Source organism: Synechococcus sp. NB0720_010 (assembly GCF_023078835.1).
Taxonomy (GTDB): Bacteria; Cyanobacteriota; Cyanobacteriia; order PCC-6307; family Cyanobiaceae; genus Vulcanococcus.
On record NZ_CP090898.1, the window covers coordinates 1,383,836 to 1,402,536 of the forward strand.

Below are 18,701 nucleotides of genomic sequence, written 5' to 3' on the forward strand. Positions count from 1 at the left end.
TCGTGTATTTCCGTTGGCGCCTACCCGAAGCTGTGGTGAATGACTGTATGAACGGATTGTGAGCTATGACCTGAAACTGATTCGCTCATCCGATCCCCAGGGCCCAGGCGAAGAAGAATGCGGCGGATCTACCAGTACCACCACACAGTTAAAATGGTCCTGTCAGAAGCAGACAAACCAGATTTCTTTCTTGATCGATGCTACCTCTTCACCGGTGGATATACGTCATCCCACCGATCTATCGCCGCTCAATGATGGCAAAGAGGTGACTGAAATCCTGATTGATACGATGCATGCTCAATGAAGGGAGTGCTTTGGCCACAAGACGCGTACACACCGCAAAAATGCGAAGCAGCAGTTTCTTGCTTTAGGCAAGAAGATGAGTCCCCGTATCAGCAAACTCCGCAAGAAGATGAAGAGCAGCTCGGCCACGTCAAGTGAAATCTCTCGCGCATTGACGGTCTGATCGCGTGCGGTGGGGTCCTTCTGGACGCCAGACGGCACATCTATCAGAAATTTCTTGTTGTTAGTGAGCTGGTGAGTCTGTATACCATTCTCTATCTCGCATGGAGCAGAAGTATCCCTCCTCGCATCGTCCACATCTGCCACGCACATGTCAGACTGATTGTCAGAGGAAAATGCCGTCTTAATGTTAGACTCTGAGCCAAGATCTCAATCTCTTTTACTTTTCAGGGATTCACCTTCCTAGATCAGCTCAGCTACCACCCCTACAACTATGGAGAAGACCTCAAGTCGCAGGCGGTGACCTATCGTGGCGGCAAGGTCATTATCTAGCAGTGATTTGTGCCGAGCAGATCTACCGGACAAGATCGAACCACGCATTCTGGCGGCGCCACGGAATTCATTTAAGCGGTCCGCATTTGGGACTACCGAAGAATGATACTGAGTTGGTGGCCGCAGACAAGCAGCAGTTCATCGATGATCAGCACAAAAGATGCCGTTGAAGGTAAGATTGGACTAGGCAATTGGCGTTTTCGTCTGGGACTGATTCGTGAGACGCTCCCTGCTACACAGGGTTCAACCATTGCAGTGAATGTTCTGGTGATGAACCTCGAGAAGCTGCTGAAGCTTCTTTTTGTGATTTTTGCATCCTGGCTCGACCTTCTCCTCTCCAACCAACCAGATAAGAGGTCAAGATTTGCTCGCCCGGGCACGCAGTTCAGCCTCGCATGAATGGTCAGGTACCGGCTAGATAAAGCTCGTCTTTTTGGCGTATTGGGCTCGAACTCGCTTTTTCGGCAAGCTCCACTTAACGCGACCCACCGTACATCAGGCCTCTTCGTCCCTAGGCGTTCTATCGCGGCTGATGGAGACCCAATGTTTGACTCATCCAAAATCCTCAGAAGAGCTTTTGGCGTGAGCTTGACGGCATCTCGGCTAACAGCTTCTCCAGGTTGAAGTAACTCAGAAGCAAGCCTAAGCTCCAATCAAATTCTCAAAGAAGATTCATGAATTGGGATCGACAGAAATTGATCATCCACAACTGCTTAACAATTGAACAACATGCTCATCAATTGAGCTACACTCTCAAAATCTCTTAAGGGTGGCTTGCGCAATGCAAGATCCGACCGATACGCATTAGCGCTTGTGAGTGAGAGGCGAAGGCCAACGACAATACCAACCGTTTCTCCACTTAAGACGCCAGCATCAATCGCTGCCAGGAGAACTTTGAGCTCCAACTCTCATTTACTCTGGTTCCCGAAAGGAGATTCAAGTAAGATCTGATAACACCTACGTCCAAACTGCACGAAAGATTCAGGCATTGATCACTTCACCCTCTTCAAATACCCATCCGGCGCCACACTAATCAATAGCTTGTTGTCAATATCCTTATCGATCTCAAATTCAGGATGGCTCATCAGCCATTCATGCACAGCGGTTTTGGGGTTGTTGCCTACATCCCAGGGGCGATCAGGGAAGGATCCAGCCGGCAGGTCTTCCACAACCGTGTCGAACACGATGCAGTAGCTGCCCACGGAAACCAGATCGGCGTAGGCATTCAGCTCAGCCAACACATGTTCATGGGTGTGGTTGGAATCCAACGACACCAGCACGCGTTCAACGCCATCGGCATCGCTACGCACTTGCTTGATGATGCCGGGATCGATCGAGGAACCCTCAATCAGCTCCATTTTGAAGCGCAGGGGATGCTCATCGAGAGCTTTCCGATTGTGGGGGCGGATATCGATATCAACGCCGACGACTTTGCGGGGAGATTGGCGAGGATCCCGGCCTTCCATTACATCGAGCAGACACAACAGCGAAGCCGACAGAACCAGTGATCCGCCGTGTGCAATGCCGGTTTCAAGAATGAGATCAGGCTTTGCCTGTGAAACGATTTCCTGGAACGCAGCGATATCTTGTGGATATTGGATGATTGGCCGGGTCAGCCACGAAAAGTTGTATGAATAGCGATCGTTAATAGATTGCAGCAGAAAGTCTGACGCCGTCTTGAACTTGGGTTCGTTACTTGTCATTAGTGAAGCACCAGGCAGGGTTGGTCATGAGGAAGAGACCTTCGAATCTCCTGCTCATAGTTAGGGTTCATAATCACTATAAGGCTAGATGGACCAAGCTTTAATACACCCGCGGCTGGATCCACGACTTCAACACCAGAGATGGGCATGAAATGGCCTTGCTTGCGGGGGTTAATATCAATTGCGTAGGCAATTTTGTTTTTGATTGCTGGAGGAGCTTTGGCTGCGAACACGACACCTTTGGCTGCCGCCCCCCATATCACAATCTCGTGGTAATCGGTCAGCGAGGCGTAACGCTCATCTTCGTATTTCGAAAGCTTGGCAAAGGCTGTCTGGAGTCCAGCATCGCTTTCGCATGGTAATGAGTTCTCAGCACAAGCGCGCACGCATTCTAAGTTGATGACTACTGACAGATATTGCCCGCCGAAACTCCTTGACTGAAAGACAACGCCCTCGCCAAAGCGACGAGAGAAATCATCAGCACGGAAATAGTTGACATGCTCGTGGAACAAGTCAAAGTATGCTCGACTCTCAAGAATCCATTCAAGATCAGGCACCTCAATATACAAAAGACCCTGGGAACCATTGGCCGCTGCGATACCATCAAGGAACTGCCACGGAGAGGATATGTGTTCAAGAACGTGCCGGAGAGTTAGCAGATCACCTTTTTCATGGGAATCAATATTAAAGAAAGATTTTCGAATATAAGGACTACTTCCCTGATAGGCATTATCGTATCCAACTGCTTCGACTCCTTTTCTCCTCAGCAGCTCTACGAAACCACCCTTGCCACAGCCGACATCAACAACCAGATTGTCTTTACTGGCTAGGTATTTGCAACAAAGATCAGAGACCTCATCCAGGTGTTCTTGAAACTGCAAAGAATAGCCTTGATCATTTTGATAGCTGTCGTCATAAATTGCCAAAGCGGGATCAAAGCAGCGGTTGAACACTAAGCCTGTTTCATCCTGAATTAGTTCCAGCGAAGCCGAAGGGGCTGCTAACGCCTCAGCTCTGCTCGAGAAGAGCTTGTTTTGCATTGCAGGAATCCCTGCAGCTTGATAGAGAGACTGCGAGATATTCATGGGCTTAGTAGATTGGTCTTGCTCGTGTCTGCCCAGAAAGCCAGAGGTTCATCCTCCCTATCGGGATACACTCCAAGTTCAAGATTCGTCGAAGAGAGAGATTTAGCAACGCGTTCTTCGGCCAACTCCCTCAATGAGACTGGACGACCAGATCCGCAATTGTATATCCCATAAGCCTGTGCATGAGTGGCTAATGCTAGTAAGAGTTTGGCAACTTGGTCAACAGGCACAAAATCACGCACTTGGCGCCCAGAGCTCATGGCGAATGCTGGATCACCTTGATCAATGGCGCGCTGCAAAGAGGGAAGCAACGAATTGGGATTTTGGCCGCGGCCAAAAGGATAGAAAATACGAGCCCAGCACCACTGCAAAGCTTGTTGGCTATAGCGACTGGCGATTACGCGGCGCAAGCTGTCTTTGGCAATCGCGTAGCAGTTCACGGGATCTGTCAACTGATCCTCTCTTAATGAGCCGTTCTGCAAGCCGTACTCGTAGCAGGTACCAGCAACGACAAGGCGCTGGAGACCGGCCTGCACCAGCTGCTCGATCAACTCGACACAAGCCGGCAAATTACGGGTGACATGAAAAGACTCTTGATAGTTGGGCAGCCCTGGCCAGCTCAACAAAATGACCTTTTTTGGCTGGCACTTGAGCAATGCCTGCCAACTTGCGAGATCGAGCAGGTCAAAATTCTGGTTCGGGTCTGAATGTCGGTGGCTCCAGCAGTGCAAGGAAAGATCGCCGGCCTCGCGTTGGAGAGCACGACCGATGAAACCCTCGCTGCCGAGCAAGTGAATCGTGGTCATAGATCCAGCTCAGTCATTCCGGAGCTCAGGTATTGCCGTCACCAGCTCATACCCCGGCAGCTGCTGCCGCAGCTCCTCGATCAGGTTCCAGGGCAGCACCAGCAGGGCCTCGGGGGCCTGTTCCGCTAGTTCTTCCGGTCTGATCACCGGAATGTGGCTACCGGGCAGGTGCTTGCCCTGCTTGCTAGCGGCGCGGTCGGCCACAGCGGGCAGCAAGTCGGCCCGGATGCCGGCGTAGTTGAGCAGGGTGTTGCCCTTGGCAGCGGCGCCGTAACCCAGCACCCGTTTGCCCTCGCGTCTGGCCTGCAACAGAAACTCCAGCAGACTGTATTTAGCAGCCTCAGCCCGGCGCTGGAAGTCGTCATAGGCCTCCAAGGATTCCAAGCCTGCCGCTTCTTCATTCGCCAAAACGGCCGCCACCGCTTCTGTGGGCTGTGCTGCATCCTGGTGAGCCAACCAAACCCGCAGGCTGCCGCCATGGGTGGACAGCTCCTCCACATCCACCACCTCAAGGCCGAAGGCAGCAGCGATGCGCTGCACAGCCTTCAAACTCAGATAACTGTAGTGCTCGTGATAAATCGTGTCGAACTGATTCCCCGTCAACAGTCGCAGCAGGTGCGGAAACTCTATCGAGGCGCGGCCCTGGGGCTTGAGCACGCGGGCGATGCCGGCCACAAAGTCGTTGATGTCTGGCACGTGGGCCAGCACATTGTTGGCCACCACCAGATCAGCCGGCTCCAGCTCCTGGGCAAGTGCCAGACCAAAGAAGCGCTCCAGCGTTTCAATGCCCTTGGCCCGTGCCACCTCAGCCGTAGCCCGAGTGGGCTCAATGCCCAAGCAGGGAATTCCCCGCTGCTGCACGTACTGCAGTAAGTAGCCGTCGTTTGATGCCAGCTCCAGCACCCGGCTGTCTGCCCCTAGCCCCAGCCGCTCCACCGCTTCCCCCACAAAACGCTCGGCGTGGGCGCACCAGCTGTTGGAGGTGCTGGAGAAGTAGGCGTAATCCGCAGTGAACAGCTCATCTGCAGCCGCATGGGCTGGCAGTTGCACCAGCCAGCAGCTCGTACACACATACACCTGCAGCGGATAGGTGACCTCAGGCCCCAGCAGCTGGTCGGCTGTGAGATAAGCGTTGCTGGGCGGCTGATGCCCTAAATCGATCACCGTGTGTTCCAGCGGCGATTTGCAGTGGCGGCAGGCGTGGGTCATGGGCAGGGAGCGTCAGGGATGGGGCGAACGTCAGACAACAAAGGCAGGCTGCGGTCGCGCTCGCTCAGCTCCGTCGGCGGGAGCGGCCAGGCAATCGCTACCTGGGGATCGTCCCAGCGCACGCCCGTTTCGGCCTCTGGCACCCATGCGCCGGAGTGGAGATAAAGTAGTTCACTACTGGGTTCCAGCACTTGGAACCCATGGGCGCAGCCCTCGGGGATCAGAAGAGCGTTGCCGCCCTCGGGGCTGAGATCCGCTGCATGCCACTGGCCGAAGGTGGTGGAATCTCGCCGAAGGTCTACGGCCACATCCCACACCCTGCCCTTCAGGCAGCGCACCAGCTTGGCCTCGCTGTGAGGCTCGGCCTGCAGATGCAAGCCGCGGATCGTGCCCACGGCCTCACTGCGGCTGAAGTTAACCTGGGCGATATCCCGATCACCCCAAGAGCACATAAAAGCCTCTTCCTGGGCCCGAAAGACATTGAGAAACGCGCCCCGTGCATCCACGAAGGGCTGGCTCACCAGCTCAAACATTCCACGGATCGGAGTGCGGCGCAGCTCAGCCTGCATACGTTAGTTCCTGCCGATAGGCCTCCAGATCTGCCAGGCAGCAATCCAGAGCACTGGCACCCTCATGAACCGCTCGATACCAGGCCACGGTGCGGCCCACGGTGGTGGCGAAATCCCAGCGGGGCCGCCAGCCCAGCTGGTTATGAGCTTTATCGATCTGCAAGTGAAGCCGACCAGCCTCATGCGGAGCTGCGGGATCGGACAGGTCTTGCCACTCGCCCGGCCAGTGCTTCAAGGCCGCTTCCACCAGCTCCCGCACTGGCCTGTTGGCCTCCAGCACAGGGCCAAAGTTGAAGGCATCGGCATAAGGGTGCCCAGGGCCACCGCCTGCTGCGGCGAGTCGTTCGGCAAGCAGGAGATAGCCACCCAGCGGTTCGAGCACGTGCTGCCAGGGGCGGGTGGCCTGTGGGCTGCGTACCGGTATGGCTTCGCCGCCGGCCAGAGAGCGCATGGCGTCGGGCACGATGCGATCTTCCGCCCAGTCACCGCCACCTAGCACGTTGCCGGCCCGCGCTGTGGCAATCACCAAATGCGGGGTCTGGTACCCGCCAGGCCCGCAGAAACTGGCCCGCCAGCTGGCGATCGCCAACTCAGCTGCTGCCTTGCTAGCGCTGTAAGGGTCATGGCCGCCAAGGCGGTCGTCTTCTCGATAGCCGTAATCCCATTCCCGATTGGCGTACACCTTGTCGGTGGTCACAATCACCACGGCGCAGGGGTGCTGCAAGGGCTTGAGCGCTTCCAGCAGATGCAGGCTGCCCTGCACGTTGGTGGCCCAGGTGCCCAAGGGGTCGCGGTAGCTGCGCCGAACCAGTGGCTGGGCCGCTAGGTGCAGTACTACTTCGGGCTGGGCTTCTTGCACCGCCTGCTGGAGAGCCTCCAAATCGCGCAGATCACCAAGGCGGTGGTGCAGCTGGCCCTGATCCAGCCCCAATTCGCTGAAGAGTGAACGACCGGGCTCAGGTTGCAACGCATAACCCCACACCTCAGCACCCAGCTGCAGCAGCCAGAGGCTTAGCCAACTCCCTTTGAAGCCTGTGTGGCCAGTGAGCAACACACGCCGCCCTGCCCAGAATTCCGGCTGCGGCATCACCACACCTTCCAGGGGGCCTGGCCGCTGGCCCACAGCTCCTCCAGCCTGGTGCGATCCCTCAGTGTATCCATCGGCTGCCAAAATCCGGGATGCCGGTAGGCGCTCAACTGGCCGTCGGCCGCCAGCTGGGGCAGCACATCCGCCTCCCAACTGGTCTGATCCCCCGTGATCCGATCCAGCACGCTGGGCTCCAGCACAAAGAATCCCCCATTGATCCAGGCGTTATCGCCATCGGGCTTCTCCTGGAACTGATTCACCGCATCTCCATCCAAGTGCAGCGCGCCGTAGCGACCAGGCGGTTGAACTGCCGTAAGCGTGGCTTGGCGGCCTTCTCGCTGGTGATGGGCAATCAGGCAGCCGATATCGACATCTGCCACTCCATCCCCATAGGTGAAACAAAAACTGCTGCCATCGAGGTAATCCCGGATGCGTCCCAATCGACCTCCTGTCTGGCTCATATCACCGGTATCCACCAAGGTCACCTTCCAGGGCTCACTCTTGCGATGATGCACTTCCATATGATTATCGATATCCATATGAAAGGTGACGTCACTCGTATGGAGGAAATAGTTAGCAAAATATTCTTTGATCAGATAGCCCTTATATCCGCAGCAAATGATGAACTCATTGATGCCGAAGTGGCTGTAAATCTTGAGGATGTGCCACAAAATGGGCTTACCACCCACATCCACCATGGGCTTAGGCTTGAGGTGGGTTTCTTCTGAGAGGCGAGTACCAAGCCCCCCGGCCAGAATGACAGCTTTCATTGTCAAATCATAAAAACAATTGTTGGGCACGGAAGAAAGCAGATCGGATGTCTCTTGAAATTGGATGTACGAGGTCAGAATCAAGAGTCAAGAGTCAAGAGTCAAGACGCATAAACAACGCTCCAAGGGGGTCAGCCCATGTATAACCCTAGCAGCAGTGAGATCTCAGCCAACGCATTCGAGAGTGTTTAGAACACTGCGCCAGCAACATCATACAGGCAGAACTACAGCACATACCTGCTTGCGAAGCGCGCGGTCAATGCCGATGCGCTTGCGATAGCATTCAGCGAAGAGAATACCTCGCCCCCTAATAAGTTTATAAACAAACTGGGGTCTAGCCCTGTATGAGACCCTCCATCTGAGCCGGATCCGCCTGGAATGCCCGCTCCTAATCGCACTGTTCCATGGGAATGCCGAACCCAATCTTTCTAGGGATCCAGTACTGATTCTTTTTTGGTCTTCTTGCTTCTTGCAAATTGAAAAGAAGAGTGAGGGAAACTCTGGAAAATTGAAGCGATTCACGGGACAATGAACTTGTGATCGCTGCCCAGGACTGGAGTAATTGGTAGCGAGCAGCTCGACTTCTCGGATTGCGAGCTAACCACGGCAAAGAAGCAGACCAAGCGGGAGAAGTTTCTCGCTGAGATGGAGGCGGTGGTGCCATATGAGGCGTTAATCGCACTGATCGAGCCTCGCTACCCCAAAACGAATAAGAAAGGCGGACGACCTCCCTATCCGCTGGCCACGATGCTGCGATTCTATTTCTATATGCTGCAGCAGTGGCATTCCCTCAGCGCCCCGGCGATGGAGGAGGCCCTTATTAAGGTGTTTACCATGCGCCGATTTGCCGGCATCGAGCTGATCAGCGTCCGGATCCCCGATTACACCACGATCCTCACTTTCAGCCAGCTGCTGGAGAAGCACAAGCTGGGCAAGCAGATCTTTGAGACTAGGAAAGCCTGTCTCAGCAAGCGGGGTATGACGATGCGGCAGGGAACGATTGTGGATGCCACCTTGATCGCGGCTCCCAGTTCGACCAACAACAGGGAAGGGAAGCGGGATCCGGCGATGCACCATCCCAAGAAGGGCAACCAGTGGTATTTCGGAATGAAGGTCCACGGCGGTGTGGACAAAGACTCGGGCCTAATTCATTCAGTGGACGTGACCGACGCCAACATGCATGACCTCCTCCCCGCTGCTGAGCTGTTGCATGGGGAAGAAGTGATTTACTGCGAAGCCGGATACCAGGGCATCGCCAAAAGGCCTGAGATGGCAGGCAAGACAATACATTCGTTTTAGCGATTCGGCCCGGCAAACGCAGGGCCCTAGCAGACACACCTGAGGGAAGGCTGCAGGATCGCATCGAAACAGCCAAAGCTCACATCCGCTCCCAAAAAGGTGAGCACCCCTTCCCAGTAATCAAGCCGCAGTTCGGCTTTCAAAAGACCAAGCTGCGTGGCCTGGCCAAGAACCGCTACAAGATCAACTTGCTGGCAGAGTTGTAGAATCTGTACCAGGTCCGACGGCAGTTACTCATGGCAGCCTGACTACAAGCTCGGTGTATCTGTACACCTTGATTCAGCTTCGAAAAGCAGCCCAGACTGGCTGAACAGGAGACCCGAAGTCCTCAGAAGACGGCCTCAGAGTCAAAGGCACTGTTTCCTGTTCGCTGTTGCCGCTTATATACCCGTTCGTCCAGAGTTTCCTTAGCGGCTAACGGTGCAGCGGTAATAAGACGTCTTTACAGGGATGGGAGAGCAGCCGGATGACGAGGCTGACAAAAACAACACTTCTTAAAGGCGAAGAGGCGCGAGCGCCCTGGGTATGACACCTTTAATGTCAAGCAATACCCCACCCGGCTCCAGCAACTCCTGCCACTGATCCTCGTTCAGCTGGCAGAACTGATGATGGGGCACCAAGGCCAACACGGCAGCAAATCGACGAGCTAAAGGGAGCTGTTGCTCTGCCTCCAACCCGTACTCCCTGTGGGCTTGTTGAGGATCCACCCAGGGATCGATCACCAGCGGCTCCATTCCGTAGTCACGCAGGGCCGCCAGCACATCCACCACCTTGGTGTTGCGGAGATCCGGACAGTTCTCTTTGAAAGTGAGGCCCAGCACGAGCACTTGGGCCCCCACAATTTCATGCCGCCGTCGGGCCATCTCCAGCACCAGCTGCTCAACCACCCAGCGACCCATGCCATCGTTGATGCGACGGCCAGCAAGCACCACCTGCGGGTGGTACCCCACTTCCTCTGCTTTATGCGTGAGGTAGTAGGGATCCACGCCAATGCAATGGCCCCCCACCAGACCCGGCCGAAACGGCAGGAAGTTCCACTTGCTACCAGCAGCCTCCAGCACATCAACGGTGTCAATACTCAGCTTGCGGAAAATCATCGCCAGCTCGTTCACAAGGGCGATGTTGAGGTCGCGCTGTGTGTTTTCAATCACCTTGGCAGCCTCCGCCACCTTCAGGCTGGCCGCCTGATGCGTACCAGCTCTGATGATCGATCCGTAGAAGCTGTCCACCCAGGTGGCTGCCTCTGTTGTACTGCCGCTGGTCACCTTGGTGATCGCGGTGAGCTTGTGCTCGGTGTCGCCGGGGTTGATGCGCTCGGGGCTGTAGCCGCAGTAAAAGCCCTCGTTGAAACCCAAGCCGGATTCCTTCTCCAAAATCGGGACGCACACCTCTTCTGTCGCACCTGGATACACCGTGCTCTCGTAAATCACCAAAGGCAGGGTGGTCGCACCCTGAGCCGCACGGGCCTGAAGTGCTCGGCCCACCGCAGCACTGGACTTCTCCAGCGGCGTGAGGTCGGGTCGTTTGGCGCTGTCGATCGGCGTGGGAACCGTCACCACAAACACATCAGCTTGAGCCAGATCAGCGTCATCCGAGGTGAATTCCAGCAGCTCAGCCGCCTGCAGCTCTTCGGCGCTGGTTTCGTTGGTGCGGTCGTTGCCGGCGCGTAACTCCTCCAGCCGCTGGCTGTTGATATCAAAGCCGATCACACGGCGACGCAACTGGGCACCAGTTCGTGCGCAAGCCTGGATCTTCGCAAATTCTACAGCAAGGGGAAGCCCCACATAGCCCAGGCCGATCACGGCCGCGGTGCAGGTCTCAAGGGGAGGAAAGTTCACGAATGAATGATCAATTGTTTTCGTGCTCATACCTCGTAAAACTGCCGATACCAAGCCACAAACCGCGCCACTCCCTCCCGCACGGGCGTGTTGGGCTTGAAATTTACCCAAGCTTCCAATGCCGAGGTATCCGCGGCCGTTGCCGATACATCGCCGGGCTGCATCGGCAGCAGCTCCTTCTCGGCTTTGATGCCCAGGGAGCTCTCCACCGCTTCGATGTAATCCATCAGCGGTGTGGGATTCGAATTACCGATATTGAACACGCGATGCGGTGCCCAGCTCGTGGCTGAATCGGGGTTGGCCGCATCAAAGGTTGGATCCGGCGCTGCCGGCTTATCGAGCAGCCGCACCAGGCTTTCAATGATGTCGTCGATGTAGGTGAAATCGCGCACCATCTGGCCGTTGTTGAACACCTGAATGGGTTCACCAGCCAGAATCGCCTTGGTGAACAAAAATAGTGCCATATCAGGCCGTCCCCATGGCCCATAAACCGTGAAAAAGCGCAGACCGGTAGCAGGCAGGCCGTAGAGATGACTGTAGGTGTGCGCCATAAGCTCATTGGCCTTTTTGCTGGCCGCATACAGGCTCACCGGGTGATTCACGGAGTGCTTCTCCGAGAAGGGCATCCGCGTGTTGCCGCCATACACCGAACTGCTGCTGGCATACACCAGATGCTCAACGCCGTGGTGGCGGCAGCCCTCGAGGATGTGGCCAAAGCCCACCAAATTGCTCTGAATATAGGCTGCGGGGTTTTTGATCGAGTAGCGCACCCCGGCTTGGGCCGCTAGGTTCACCAACTTCTGGGGCTTGTGTTGTTGGAAGGCAGCCTCCACAGCCTCCCGATCTTCCAGATCAGCCTCGATCAGCTGGAAAGGGGTGCCTGCTGCTGAGGCTGCAGCCTCCAATTCAGCGATGCGCGCTCGCTTCAGGGATGGGTCGTAGTAGGGGTTGACGTTGTCAAACCCCACCACTGGTGTTCCCTGCTCCAGCAGCCGGCGGCTGAGGTGATAACCAATAAAACCGGCGGCACCGGTTACCAGAACAGTCATGCAGAGCAGGGAGAACGAAAAACGAAAAGGAAATAGAAAAGAAAAGCAGGCGGCGTCCTGAGGTTGCCCCGGCACGGCACCAGAATCTCACTCCACCATGACGCTCTTCGCCAGGTTGCGCGGCTGATCCACATCCAGGCCCCGGTGGACGGCGATGTGATGAGTCAGCAGCTGCATCGGAATCACCGTGAGCAGCAGGCTCAGCAGCTCGTCCACCGCCGGGACCGGCAGCAGCGTGTCGAAGAGCTCCGCATCCGCGCACTCCGGTGACACGCCGATCAGTTGCGCATCGCGCGCCTTGGCCTCCTGGGCATTGCTCAGCACCTTGTCGAACACAGTGCCCGGCACCGCGATCCACACCACCGGGACCCGCGCATCCAGCAAGGTAATCAGGCCGTGCTTCACCTCGCCGGCCGGGTAGCCCTCGGCGTGGATGTAGCTGATCTCCTTGAGCTTCAAGGCGCCCTCAAGGGCGATCAGGTAATTGATGCCGCGCCCCAGGAAGATAACGTCCTATGTATCGGCGAACAGGTGGGCCACCGCTTCACAGCGAGCATCGTGGTCATCCACCAGCTCCCGCAGCTGCTCAGGCAGCTGCCGCAAGCCGGCAATCAAGGCCTCCCGTTGATCGGCCTTCAGCACGCCTGGCGCACCTTGGCGCCGTTCCGCAAACGCAATCGCCAAGGCGTAAAACGCCAGCAACTGACCCAGGAACGTCTTGGTGGCGGCCACACCCACCTCAATGCCGGCGCCTATGTCCAGGATCTGGTCCACCAAGCGGCCCAGGGAGCTCTCCGGACGGTTGGTGATGCCCAGCAGCCGCGGCGCATAGGCCGGATCCGCAGCCTGGAGTCGACGCTCCTGCTCCATCGCCAGCGCCGCCAAGGTGTCAGCGGTCTCGCCGGATTGCGTCACACCGATCGTGAGCGTGTTCGGCGCCAGCGGTGGCGGCGCATAGCGGAACTCACTGGCGTAGAAGACGCTCACGGGAATCCCTGCCATCTGCTCCAGCAGATAGGCACCCACCATCACCGCATGGCGACTGGTGCCGCAGGCCAGGATCTGGATCCACTCCACCCCCTCGAACACCTGCTCATCGAGGGGAGGCGCCAGACGCCCACGTGACTCCGGCTGATGACGGGCCACCCTCAAGGCCGCCGTTTCCGGTCGCTCATGGATCTCCTTGAGCATGAAGTCCCGGAAGCTGCGCTTATCCGCCACGTGATCCGTACCACTCAGCGGGGTCGGGGTGCTCTGCACCCGGCTACCCGCCTCGTCGTAGAGCTCGATCCCCAGCGGGGTCAGTAGCGCCACCTCCCCGTCTTCCATCCGCAGGATCGTGCGCGTAAAGCCCGCCAACGTAGGTGTATCACTGGCGCAGAGGAACTCCCTTTCCCCGAGGCCAATCAACAGTGGCGCCGCTTTGCGAGGCACCACCAGGGCACCTGGCAACTGGGACCAGACCACGGCGACGGCATAGGCACCGTGCAACTGCGGCAGGATCGCCTGAACCGCTTGCAACAGCAGTTGCCCGCTGGGCTGATGGCCGGCCTGCTGCAAGCGGGCTAATTCCGCACACAGCAGGTGGGGGATTAAATTCGATGCCGGTGTAGGTGTCGGAGCGAAACTCCACCCCAGAGGCCTGAAGCTCCTCCCGCAGGGGTTCAGTAGTTCTCGATGATTCCGTTCTGCACCACCGCGACCTGGCGCGGTGGTGCACATGGGGGTGAGTATTGCCTTCTTCCGGCTTGCCATGGGTCGCCCAGCGGGCATGGCCAATGCCGCATTGCCCCTGGGCTCCTTAGGCCTCATAGCGAGCCGTCAGGTTGGCCAACTTGCCCTCAGCTCGCAGACAGCTCAACTGATGCTCCGCGTTCACCGTCGCAATGCCGGCTGAGTCGTAACCGCGATATTCCAGCTGGCGCAGGCCCTCAAGCAGCAGAGGCGCCGCTTCCTGGGAGCCCACGAGGGCGACGATTCCGCACATGGGGGCTCAGAGGGGTGGCAATGACGAAAAGCCTGACGCGGCATGCGTTTTAAGCCATCAAAGGACCTTGGGTCAGGCTGCAGGTCGTGGGGCACCCATGGCCGCGGAGTGTTACCGACCATCAGCGGTCCAGGACATTGTTCCGACTGCAGCGCTCAGCAGGACCAAGGTTGAGCCCTCCTGAACGGGCTCGCTCATGGGCGCGAATCTGAATTTGCAGCAGGCGCTTGATGACGGACCCCTTAGACCCGACAACAACCATCATCTGGTGGGAGGCAAATGTTCTCTACACGGTCAAGTGAGCGCCAAGGCAAGCCTGAAACGCTTAGGTCTTCATCAAGCTCGGGCCAGTAAATGCCGTATCCAACGCCGGTGATTCCCAGTGTCACGCTGTTTCGGCGTTGCCTGCAGCAGGCGGGGATACCAGGCCAGGGACAATCAGGCTTCAGCTCGTGAAGGAACGCCTGGATTCGAGCGGTTGCCGACCCAATGGGGCTCAAACGATGGTTCCGGCTCAAGTCCTTGTCGGTGATCAGTGGCCAAGTCCCTTCCGCCCTACCGGTCAGCGAATCGGGGCGCCATGAGGTGGCTCAAGGCACACGATTCGCTCGGACAGACACCTCTGGGCAGGAGCGCTGCTCAACTGCCTCAAACGCACATCATCAAACGATCGCACGCCAGGGAGAGATAGAGAGTATGCAGATATTGCATAGAAAACCCGGGAGCTCAGTTGCCGTCCGATAGGGGCGAAGCATGTACAACAAGATCTGCGTCCACCTGCTGCGCGGAGCTGGTTCTCGCGGACGTACTGTGTGATGAATGCATAGCATTGGTGTATAAAATCTGAAGCAAGTCGTTGGTGCCCTTATAGCTATAGTTATTAGCTTTACCGCTGCCAGCAGTTCGGGGTGAGCAGCCGGGACGTCACTGTCTCGCCCTGCTACTGCTGCCCCCAGCGCTCCTCAGCGGTCCAAGGTCTCCTACGACGCATACGTCCTTGGGCCAGGGGACTCCTTGCAAGTCGAGCTGCTGGGCATCCCTGACCTTAGCGGCACCTTCTCGATCGGACCCGGCGGCACCATGTACCTGCCGCGGCTGCGCGCCCTCTACGTCGAGGGGCTCACCGTTGAGGAGCTGCGCTACTTCCTCACCGAGCAGTTCAAGACCTACGTCAAGAACCCCCAGGTCTTCCTGACCCCCGTTGGCTACAGAGCTGTCGGGTCTATGTGGGCGGCGAGAGCTCACGTCCCGGCTATTACATGCTGTCGGGCGGGCAGGTCATCCAAGACCAGCTCAACATTCAAGAATCGTCCAACCCCAACTCCTTCAGAGCTCAGAACAGTTCCCTGAAAGATTTCCAAGCAGCCAAGCTGCGCCTGCAGCGAACAACAACAGACGATGTGAGCGTGCTGCAGGGCATCAGCTCAACGCCCAACCGCTGGCCCACCCTGTTTGACGCCCTGCGGGCAGCCCAAGGGGTGACTCCTTACTCGGATCTGACCCAAGTGAATATCCGCCTCTTCGATGACGCGAAGATGAACGTTCGCCGCTCCGAGCAGGTGGTCCCAGATCAACTCCTGGCGGCAAGCATCACAACCCAGTTAGCCCTTAATACATAACCGTCCAAAACCAATAAGCAAATGCATTAGAGCTGGGCACATGAACCGAGAAAAGACCTACTGGTCTGTAGACACGAATTACGGAAAAGTGATGAAAAAGAATGTGCGGGATTCTGCTCTCCAGCTACTTCTTCAACTGATCTGGATGATCTGAGACGAGCGGCAACAAATCCGGTCTTCCCGATGGGAGAGTCCGCGATCGCCTCCCTGACGGACGCCCATCGTTGCCGAGAAGTCCCGCAGGACCGAGGGTGCGCTTTCCCTCTGGCTTGTCGCCACTGCTGGCGGTAAGGCCGTAATCTTAGTTGTGGACCTATTCTTCTATGGCGCCTAAACCGGCGTGGGTTCCGCCTGATCGAGAGATTGTCCTCCGACATGCAAAAGCTCCACCAATAAACGGAGGGGCTTTACATGGCTGCTGTAGCTTTGAGTTCAATGTGAGTGACATTCAGGACTTCGTCTCAGGCAACTGGCCGTCTTTAATCATCACCAAAGCGACCCGCTCAAGGCCTGGCAACTGCAACAGCAATCGACGCGCTTCTTCAAGTGCCAGCCGAGAGTTAAAGCCAGCTTCAACCACGAGCAGCACCCCGCCAGGATGCGTCGACGGAAAAGCCGGAAGGACATGCTCGAGCAGTGGGGGCGCAGCTTCTAGCTCGATTGCCTCCGCAATTGGCTCAACGCAGGGATGGTCGGCAGCAATGCTCATCACCTTCCAGTGCGTCTCTGGGTCGAGCAGCTCCCGTAGCTGCCCTAATGCAGCCTGAGCGGCCAGACCCTGCCAAGGCAGAGGGCTGAGAACAGCCAGCAGCGGAAAACCAAGCTGCTGCTCAATCAGAGCACAAGAAAAAACGCGATTCGACCGACGATCCGTGAGCAATGCAGCTGCAGCACCGAAAACACAGCCAGCCAAACCCCAAAAAACAATGGGCTTTGCAGGGGAGGGAGGAACAACCTGTTCAGGCCAAATTGCGACAAAGGATTTTTTCGCTGGGGTTGCAGCTGCATCCAAATCATTGGATGCAGCTGCAAGAGTTTTGAGCTTTAGGTCATCGAATAGTGCGCGGTAACTAACAACTTCTGAAGAAGGAACTGTTGCGCTGACCCAAAGGAGTTGATCTGATTTGAGACCTTTGGTCTTTGATGTGCCGATCTCGAAAAGATTGCGTTGCTGTTTAGTAGCAGGAATACTCTCAAAAGCTTGCCGTACCATGAGATTGGCCGATGCAGGCTTATAACGGGGCTCAAAAGTCGTGACAAGCAAAGGACCCATCGAATCGGACTTGTCCATGGAAGCTTGCGATGGAACCTTAGGCCCAGCAGACAAATCAAGGACCATTCCAAGCTCAACTCGAGATGGCTGAGTAAATGCAACCGCCCCACCCAAGAGCAAACCAGTAATTGAAAACCCTGCCATCCAGCGCCAACGGCGCCTCAGGGCTGCGGCAAGCTCGCGCAGATCAATCTCATCATCCATCGGGGGGTTTGAAATCTCATTTATCACGGTGTTGTGCTGCTTTTGGTTGATCATTTGACTCCAGAACCCACCCGCCAGACCTGCAGGCCAGCAGCCCGCGCTGCAGCCAAGTTTGCAATGGAGCGAGCATCAAAGAGCCAAGCAGGCTTTCGCATCAGCGGCGCCAACTCTTGCCAATTGAGCTCAGCAAAGCTCGTCCACTCCGTCAAGATCAGCACTGCATCGGCATCAGCCACCGCCTCAGCCGGACTGGAGGCGCTGTGCCATGAGCCTTCCGCACTGGAACTGCTGGTGCAGCCGAGATCTGCAGCGATCTGGGCTTCAGGCACCTTGGGGTCGTAGATCGCAAGACGTGCATCCTCCTCCAGCAAGTCCTGGCAGATGCGGATCGCGGGGGCCTCACGGGTGTCGTTGGTGTCGGCCTTAAAGGCAAAGCCCAGGATCGCCAGACGCTTACCGGTGACGGTACCAAACAGTCGCTGCACCACCAGCCTGGCGATACGGTGCTGCTGCCAGCTATTGAGCTCGACGACGCTCTGCCAGTAGGCAGCCACATCGTGGAGGCCGTAGTGCCCGCAGAGGTAGACGAGGTTGAGGATGTCCTTCTGGAAGCAGCTGCCGCCAAAGCCAGGGCCTGCCTTGAGGAACTTGGAGCCGATGCGACTGTCGGTGCCAATGGCATGGGCCACCTCGTTGACATCCGCTCCGGTGGCCTCGCAGAGAGCGGCGATCGAGTTGATCGAGCTAATCCGCTGGGCCAAGAAGGCATTGGCGGTCAACTTGGAGAGCTCTGAGCTCCAAAGGTTGGTGCGCAGGATCCGCTCCTGAGGCACCCACTGGCCATAGACACTCGCTAAGGCCTCTATCGCGGCGGGATCCTCACCACCGATCAAGACCCGATCTGGGGCTTCCAAATCAGGAATCGCCGTGCCCTCAGCGAGGAACTCCGGATTCGAGAGCACGGAGAAGGTTTTCGGAGCACCCGCACCAGCAATGTCGCCTTGGGCGGCCGAAAGGATCGCCTTCACCGTGTCGGCCGTCCGCACCGGCAGGGTGCTCTTTTCCACCACGATCGTGTGGCCTTGGGCGCAGGCCGCCACCTGACGGGCCGAAGCCTCGATCCAGCGCAGATCGCTGGCCTGCCCGGCTCCCACACCTTTGGTCTTGGTGGGAGTGTTGACGGACAAAAACACCATGTCGGCCGCCGCAATCGCCAGCTCAACCGCCGTTGAGAAATGCAGATTGCGTCCCCGGCAGCGACCCACCACGGCATCGAGCCCGGGCTCATAGACCGGCAGTTTGGTGAGGTCAGGATCGTTCCAAGCTGCGACCCGGGCCTCATTGAGGTCAACAACAGTGACCTGGATGTGAGGGCAGCGATCGGCGATGACGGCCATGGTCGGTCCGC

The 18,701-nt window shown here is 57.2% G+C and carries 16 protein-coding genes and 2 pseudogenes; 6 read left to right on the top strand and 12 right to left on the bottom strand.

What is annotated here, in order from left to right; all coding sequences use genetic code 11:
- The first annotated feature begins 58 nt into the window (after positions 1 to 58).
- Positions 59 to 304: a hypothetical protein gene (locus LY254_RS07380; RefSeq protein ID WP_247476414.1), complete on the top strand. Its 246-nt coding sequence runs from the start codon at positions 59 to 61 to the stop codon at positions 302 to 304.
- Between the two features lie 635 nt (positions 305 to 939).
- Entirely contained in the window at positions 940 to 1,194 is a 255-nt protein-coding gene (locus LY254_RS07385; protein WP_247476415.1) for a hypothetical protein, read from the top strand.
- Between the two features lie 593 nt (positions 1,195 to 1,787).
- Here LY254_RS07385 and LY254_RS07390 read toward each other — a convergent pair.
- The 7 genes from LY254_RS07390 to rfbF are packed head-to-tail and all read right to left on the bottom strand — an operon-like array spanning position 1,788 to position 8,024.
- Positions 1,788 to 2,498: a cephalosporin hydroxylase family protein gene (locus tag LY254_RS07390; RefSeq protein WP_247476417.1), complete on the bottom strand. Its 711-nt coding sequence runs from the start codon at positions 2,496 to 2,498 to the stop codon at positions 1,788 to 1,790.
- Positions 2,498 to 3,583, bottom strand: a complete 1,086-nt coding sequence (locus LY254_RS07395) for a class I SAM-dependent methyltransferase (protein WP_247476419.1) — start codon at positions 3,581 to 3,583, stop codon at positions 2,498 to 2,500. Before LY254_RS07395 ends, LY254_RS07390 begins: the two co-directional genes overlap by 1 nt.
- The gene (locus LY254_RS07400; RefSeq protein ID WP_247476420.1) at positions 3,580 to 4,389 is read right to left on the bottom strand and encodes an NAD(P)-dependent oxidoreductase; all 810 of its coding nucleotides are present in this window, start codon (positions 4,387 to 4,389) and stop codon (positions 3,580 to 3,582) included. Before LY254_RS07400 ends, LY254_RS07395 begins: the two co-directional genes overlap by 4 nt.
- Before the next feature lie 9 nt (positions 4,390 to 4,398).
- Positions 4,399 to 5,598 carry a class I SAM-dependent methyltransferase gene (locus tag LY254_RS07405; RefSeq protein WP_247476422.1) on the bottom strand — a complete coding sequence of 400 codons (1,200 nt, stop codon included), beginning with the start codon at positions 5,596 to 5,598 and terminating at the stop codon, positions 4,399 to 4,401.
- Positions 5,595 to 6,167 carry a dTDP-4-dehydrorhamnose 3,5-epimerase gene (rfbC, locus tag LY254_RS07410; protein WP_247476424.1) on the bottom strand — a complete coding sequence of 191 codons (573 nt, stop codon included), beginning with the start codon at positions 6,165 to 6,167 and terminating at the stop codon, positions 5,595 to 5,597. Before rfbC ends, LY254_RS07405 begins: the two co-directional genes overlap by 4 nt.
- Positions 6,157 to 7,254, bottom strand: a complete 1,098-nt coding sequence (gene rfbG / locus LY254_RS07415) for a CDP-glucose 4,6-dehydratase (protein WP_247479792.1) — start codon at positions 7,252 to 7,254, stop codon at positions 6,157 to 6,159. The genes rfbC and rfbG overlap by 11 nt, the downstream gene beginning before the upstream one ends.
- Positions 7,254 to 8,024 carry a glucose-1-phosphate cytidylyltransferase gene (gene rfbF, locus LY254_RS07420; RefSeq protein WP_247479795.1) on the bottom strand — a complete coding sequence of 257 codons (771 nt, stop codon included), beginning with the start codon at positions 8,022 to 8,024 and terminating at the stop codon, positions 7,254 to 7,256. Before rfbF ends, rfbG begins: the two co-directional genes overlap by 1 nt.
- A 561-nt stretch (positions 8,025 to 8,585) precedes the next feature.
- Here rfbF and LY254_RS07425 point away from each other — a divergent pair.
- Positions 8,586 to 9,529, top strand: a protein-coding gene (locus tag LY254_RS07425; protein ID WP_247479798.1) for an IS5 family transposase whose coding sequence is annotated in 2 segments (ribosomal slippage) — positions 8,586 to 9,303 and positions 9,303 to 9,529 — 945 coding nt in all. Because the reading frame shifts where the segments join, the coding sequence is not laid out codon by codon here.
- A 288-nt stretch (positions 9,530 to 9,817) separates the two neighbouring features.
- Here the strand turns inward: LY254_RS07425 and LY254_RS07430 are convergent.
- From LY254_RS07430 to glmS, 3 genes and pseudogenes are all read right to left on the bottom strand, one after another.
- The gene (locus LY254_RS07430; RefSeq protein WP_247476426.1) at positions 9,818 to 11,161 is read right to left on the bottom strand and encodes a nucleotide sugar dehydrogenase; all 1,344 of its coding nucleotides are present in this window, start codon (positions 11,159 to 11,161) and stop codon (positions 9,818 to 9,820) included.
- 26 nt (positions 11,162 to 11,187) lie between these two features.
- Entirely contained in the window at positions 11,188 to 12,210 is a 1,023-nt protein-coding gene (locus tag LY254_RS07435) for an NAD-dependent epimerase (RefSeq protein ID WP_305852540.1), read from the bottom strand.
- 87 nt (positions 12,211 to 12,297) lie between these two features.
- Positions 12,298 to 14,197: pseudogene (gene glmS / locus LY254_RS07440) on the bottom strand (glutamine--fructose-6-phosphate transaminase (isomerizing)).
- Positions 14,198 to 15,211: 1,014 nt separating this feature from the next.
- Between glmS and LY254_RS07445 the strand changes: the two are divergent.
- The 3 genes and pseudogenes from LY254_RS07445 to LY254_RS07455 form a co-directional block, all read left to right on the top strand.
- A complete protein-coding gene (locus LY254_RS07445) occupies positions 15,212 to 15,547 on the top strand; it encodes a polysaccharide biosynthesis/export family protein (protein ID WP_247476427.1) in 336 nt (111 codons plus the stop codon).
- Positions 15,548 to 15,597: 50 nt separating this feature from the next.
- Positions 15,598 to 15,816: a hypothetical protein gene (locus LY254_RS07450; protein ID WP_247476428.1), complete on the top strand. Its 219-nt coding sequence runs from the start codon at positions 15,598 to 15,600 to the stop codon at positions 15,814 to 15,816.
- 179 nt (positions 15,817 to 15,995) lie between these two features.
- A pseudogene (locus tag LY254_RS07455) lies at positions 15,996 to 16,150 on the top strand (photosystem II reaction center protein J); the annotation flags it as partial.
- A gap of 114 nt (positions 16,151 to 16,264) precedes the next feature.
- Here LY254_RS07455 and LY254_RS07460 read toward each other — a convergent pair.
- Together LY254_RS07460 and LY254_RS07465 are read right to left on the bottom strand one after the other, a co-directional pair.
- Positions 16,265 to 17,347, bottom strand: a complete 1,083-nt coding sequence (locus LY254_RS07460; protein WP_247476429.1) for a Wzz/FepE/Etk N-terminal domain-containing protein — start codon at positions 17,345 to 17,347, stop codon at positions 16,265 to 16,267.
- Positions 17,344 to 18,690, bottom strand: coding sequence for a nucleotide sugar dehydrogenase (locus tag LY254_RS07465; RefSeq protein WP_247479804.1), 1,347 nt, complete (start codon positions 18,688 to 18,690; stop codon positions 17,344 to 17,346). Before LY254_RS07465 ends, LY254_RS07460 begins: the two co-directional genes overlap by 4 nt.
- Positions 18,691 to 18,701: the final 11 nt, after the last annotated feature.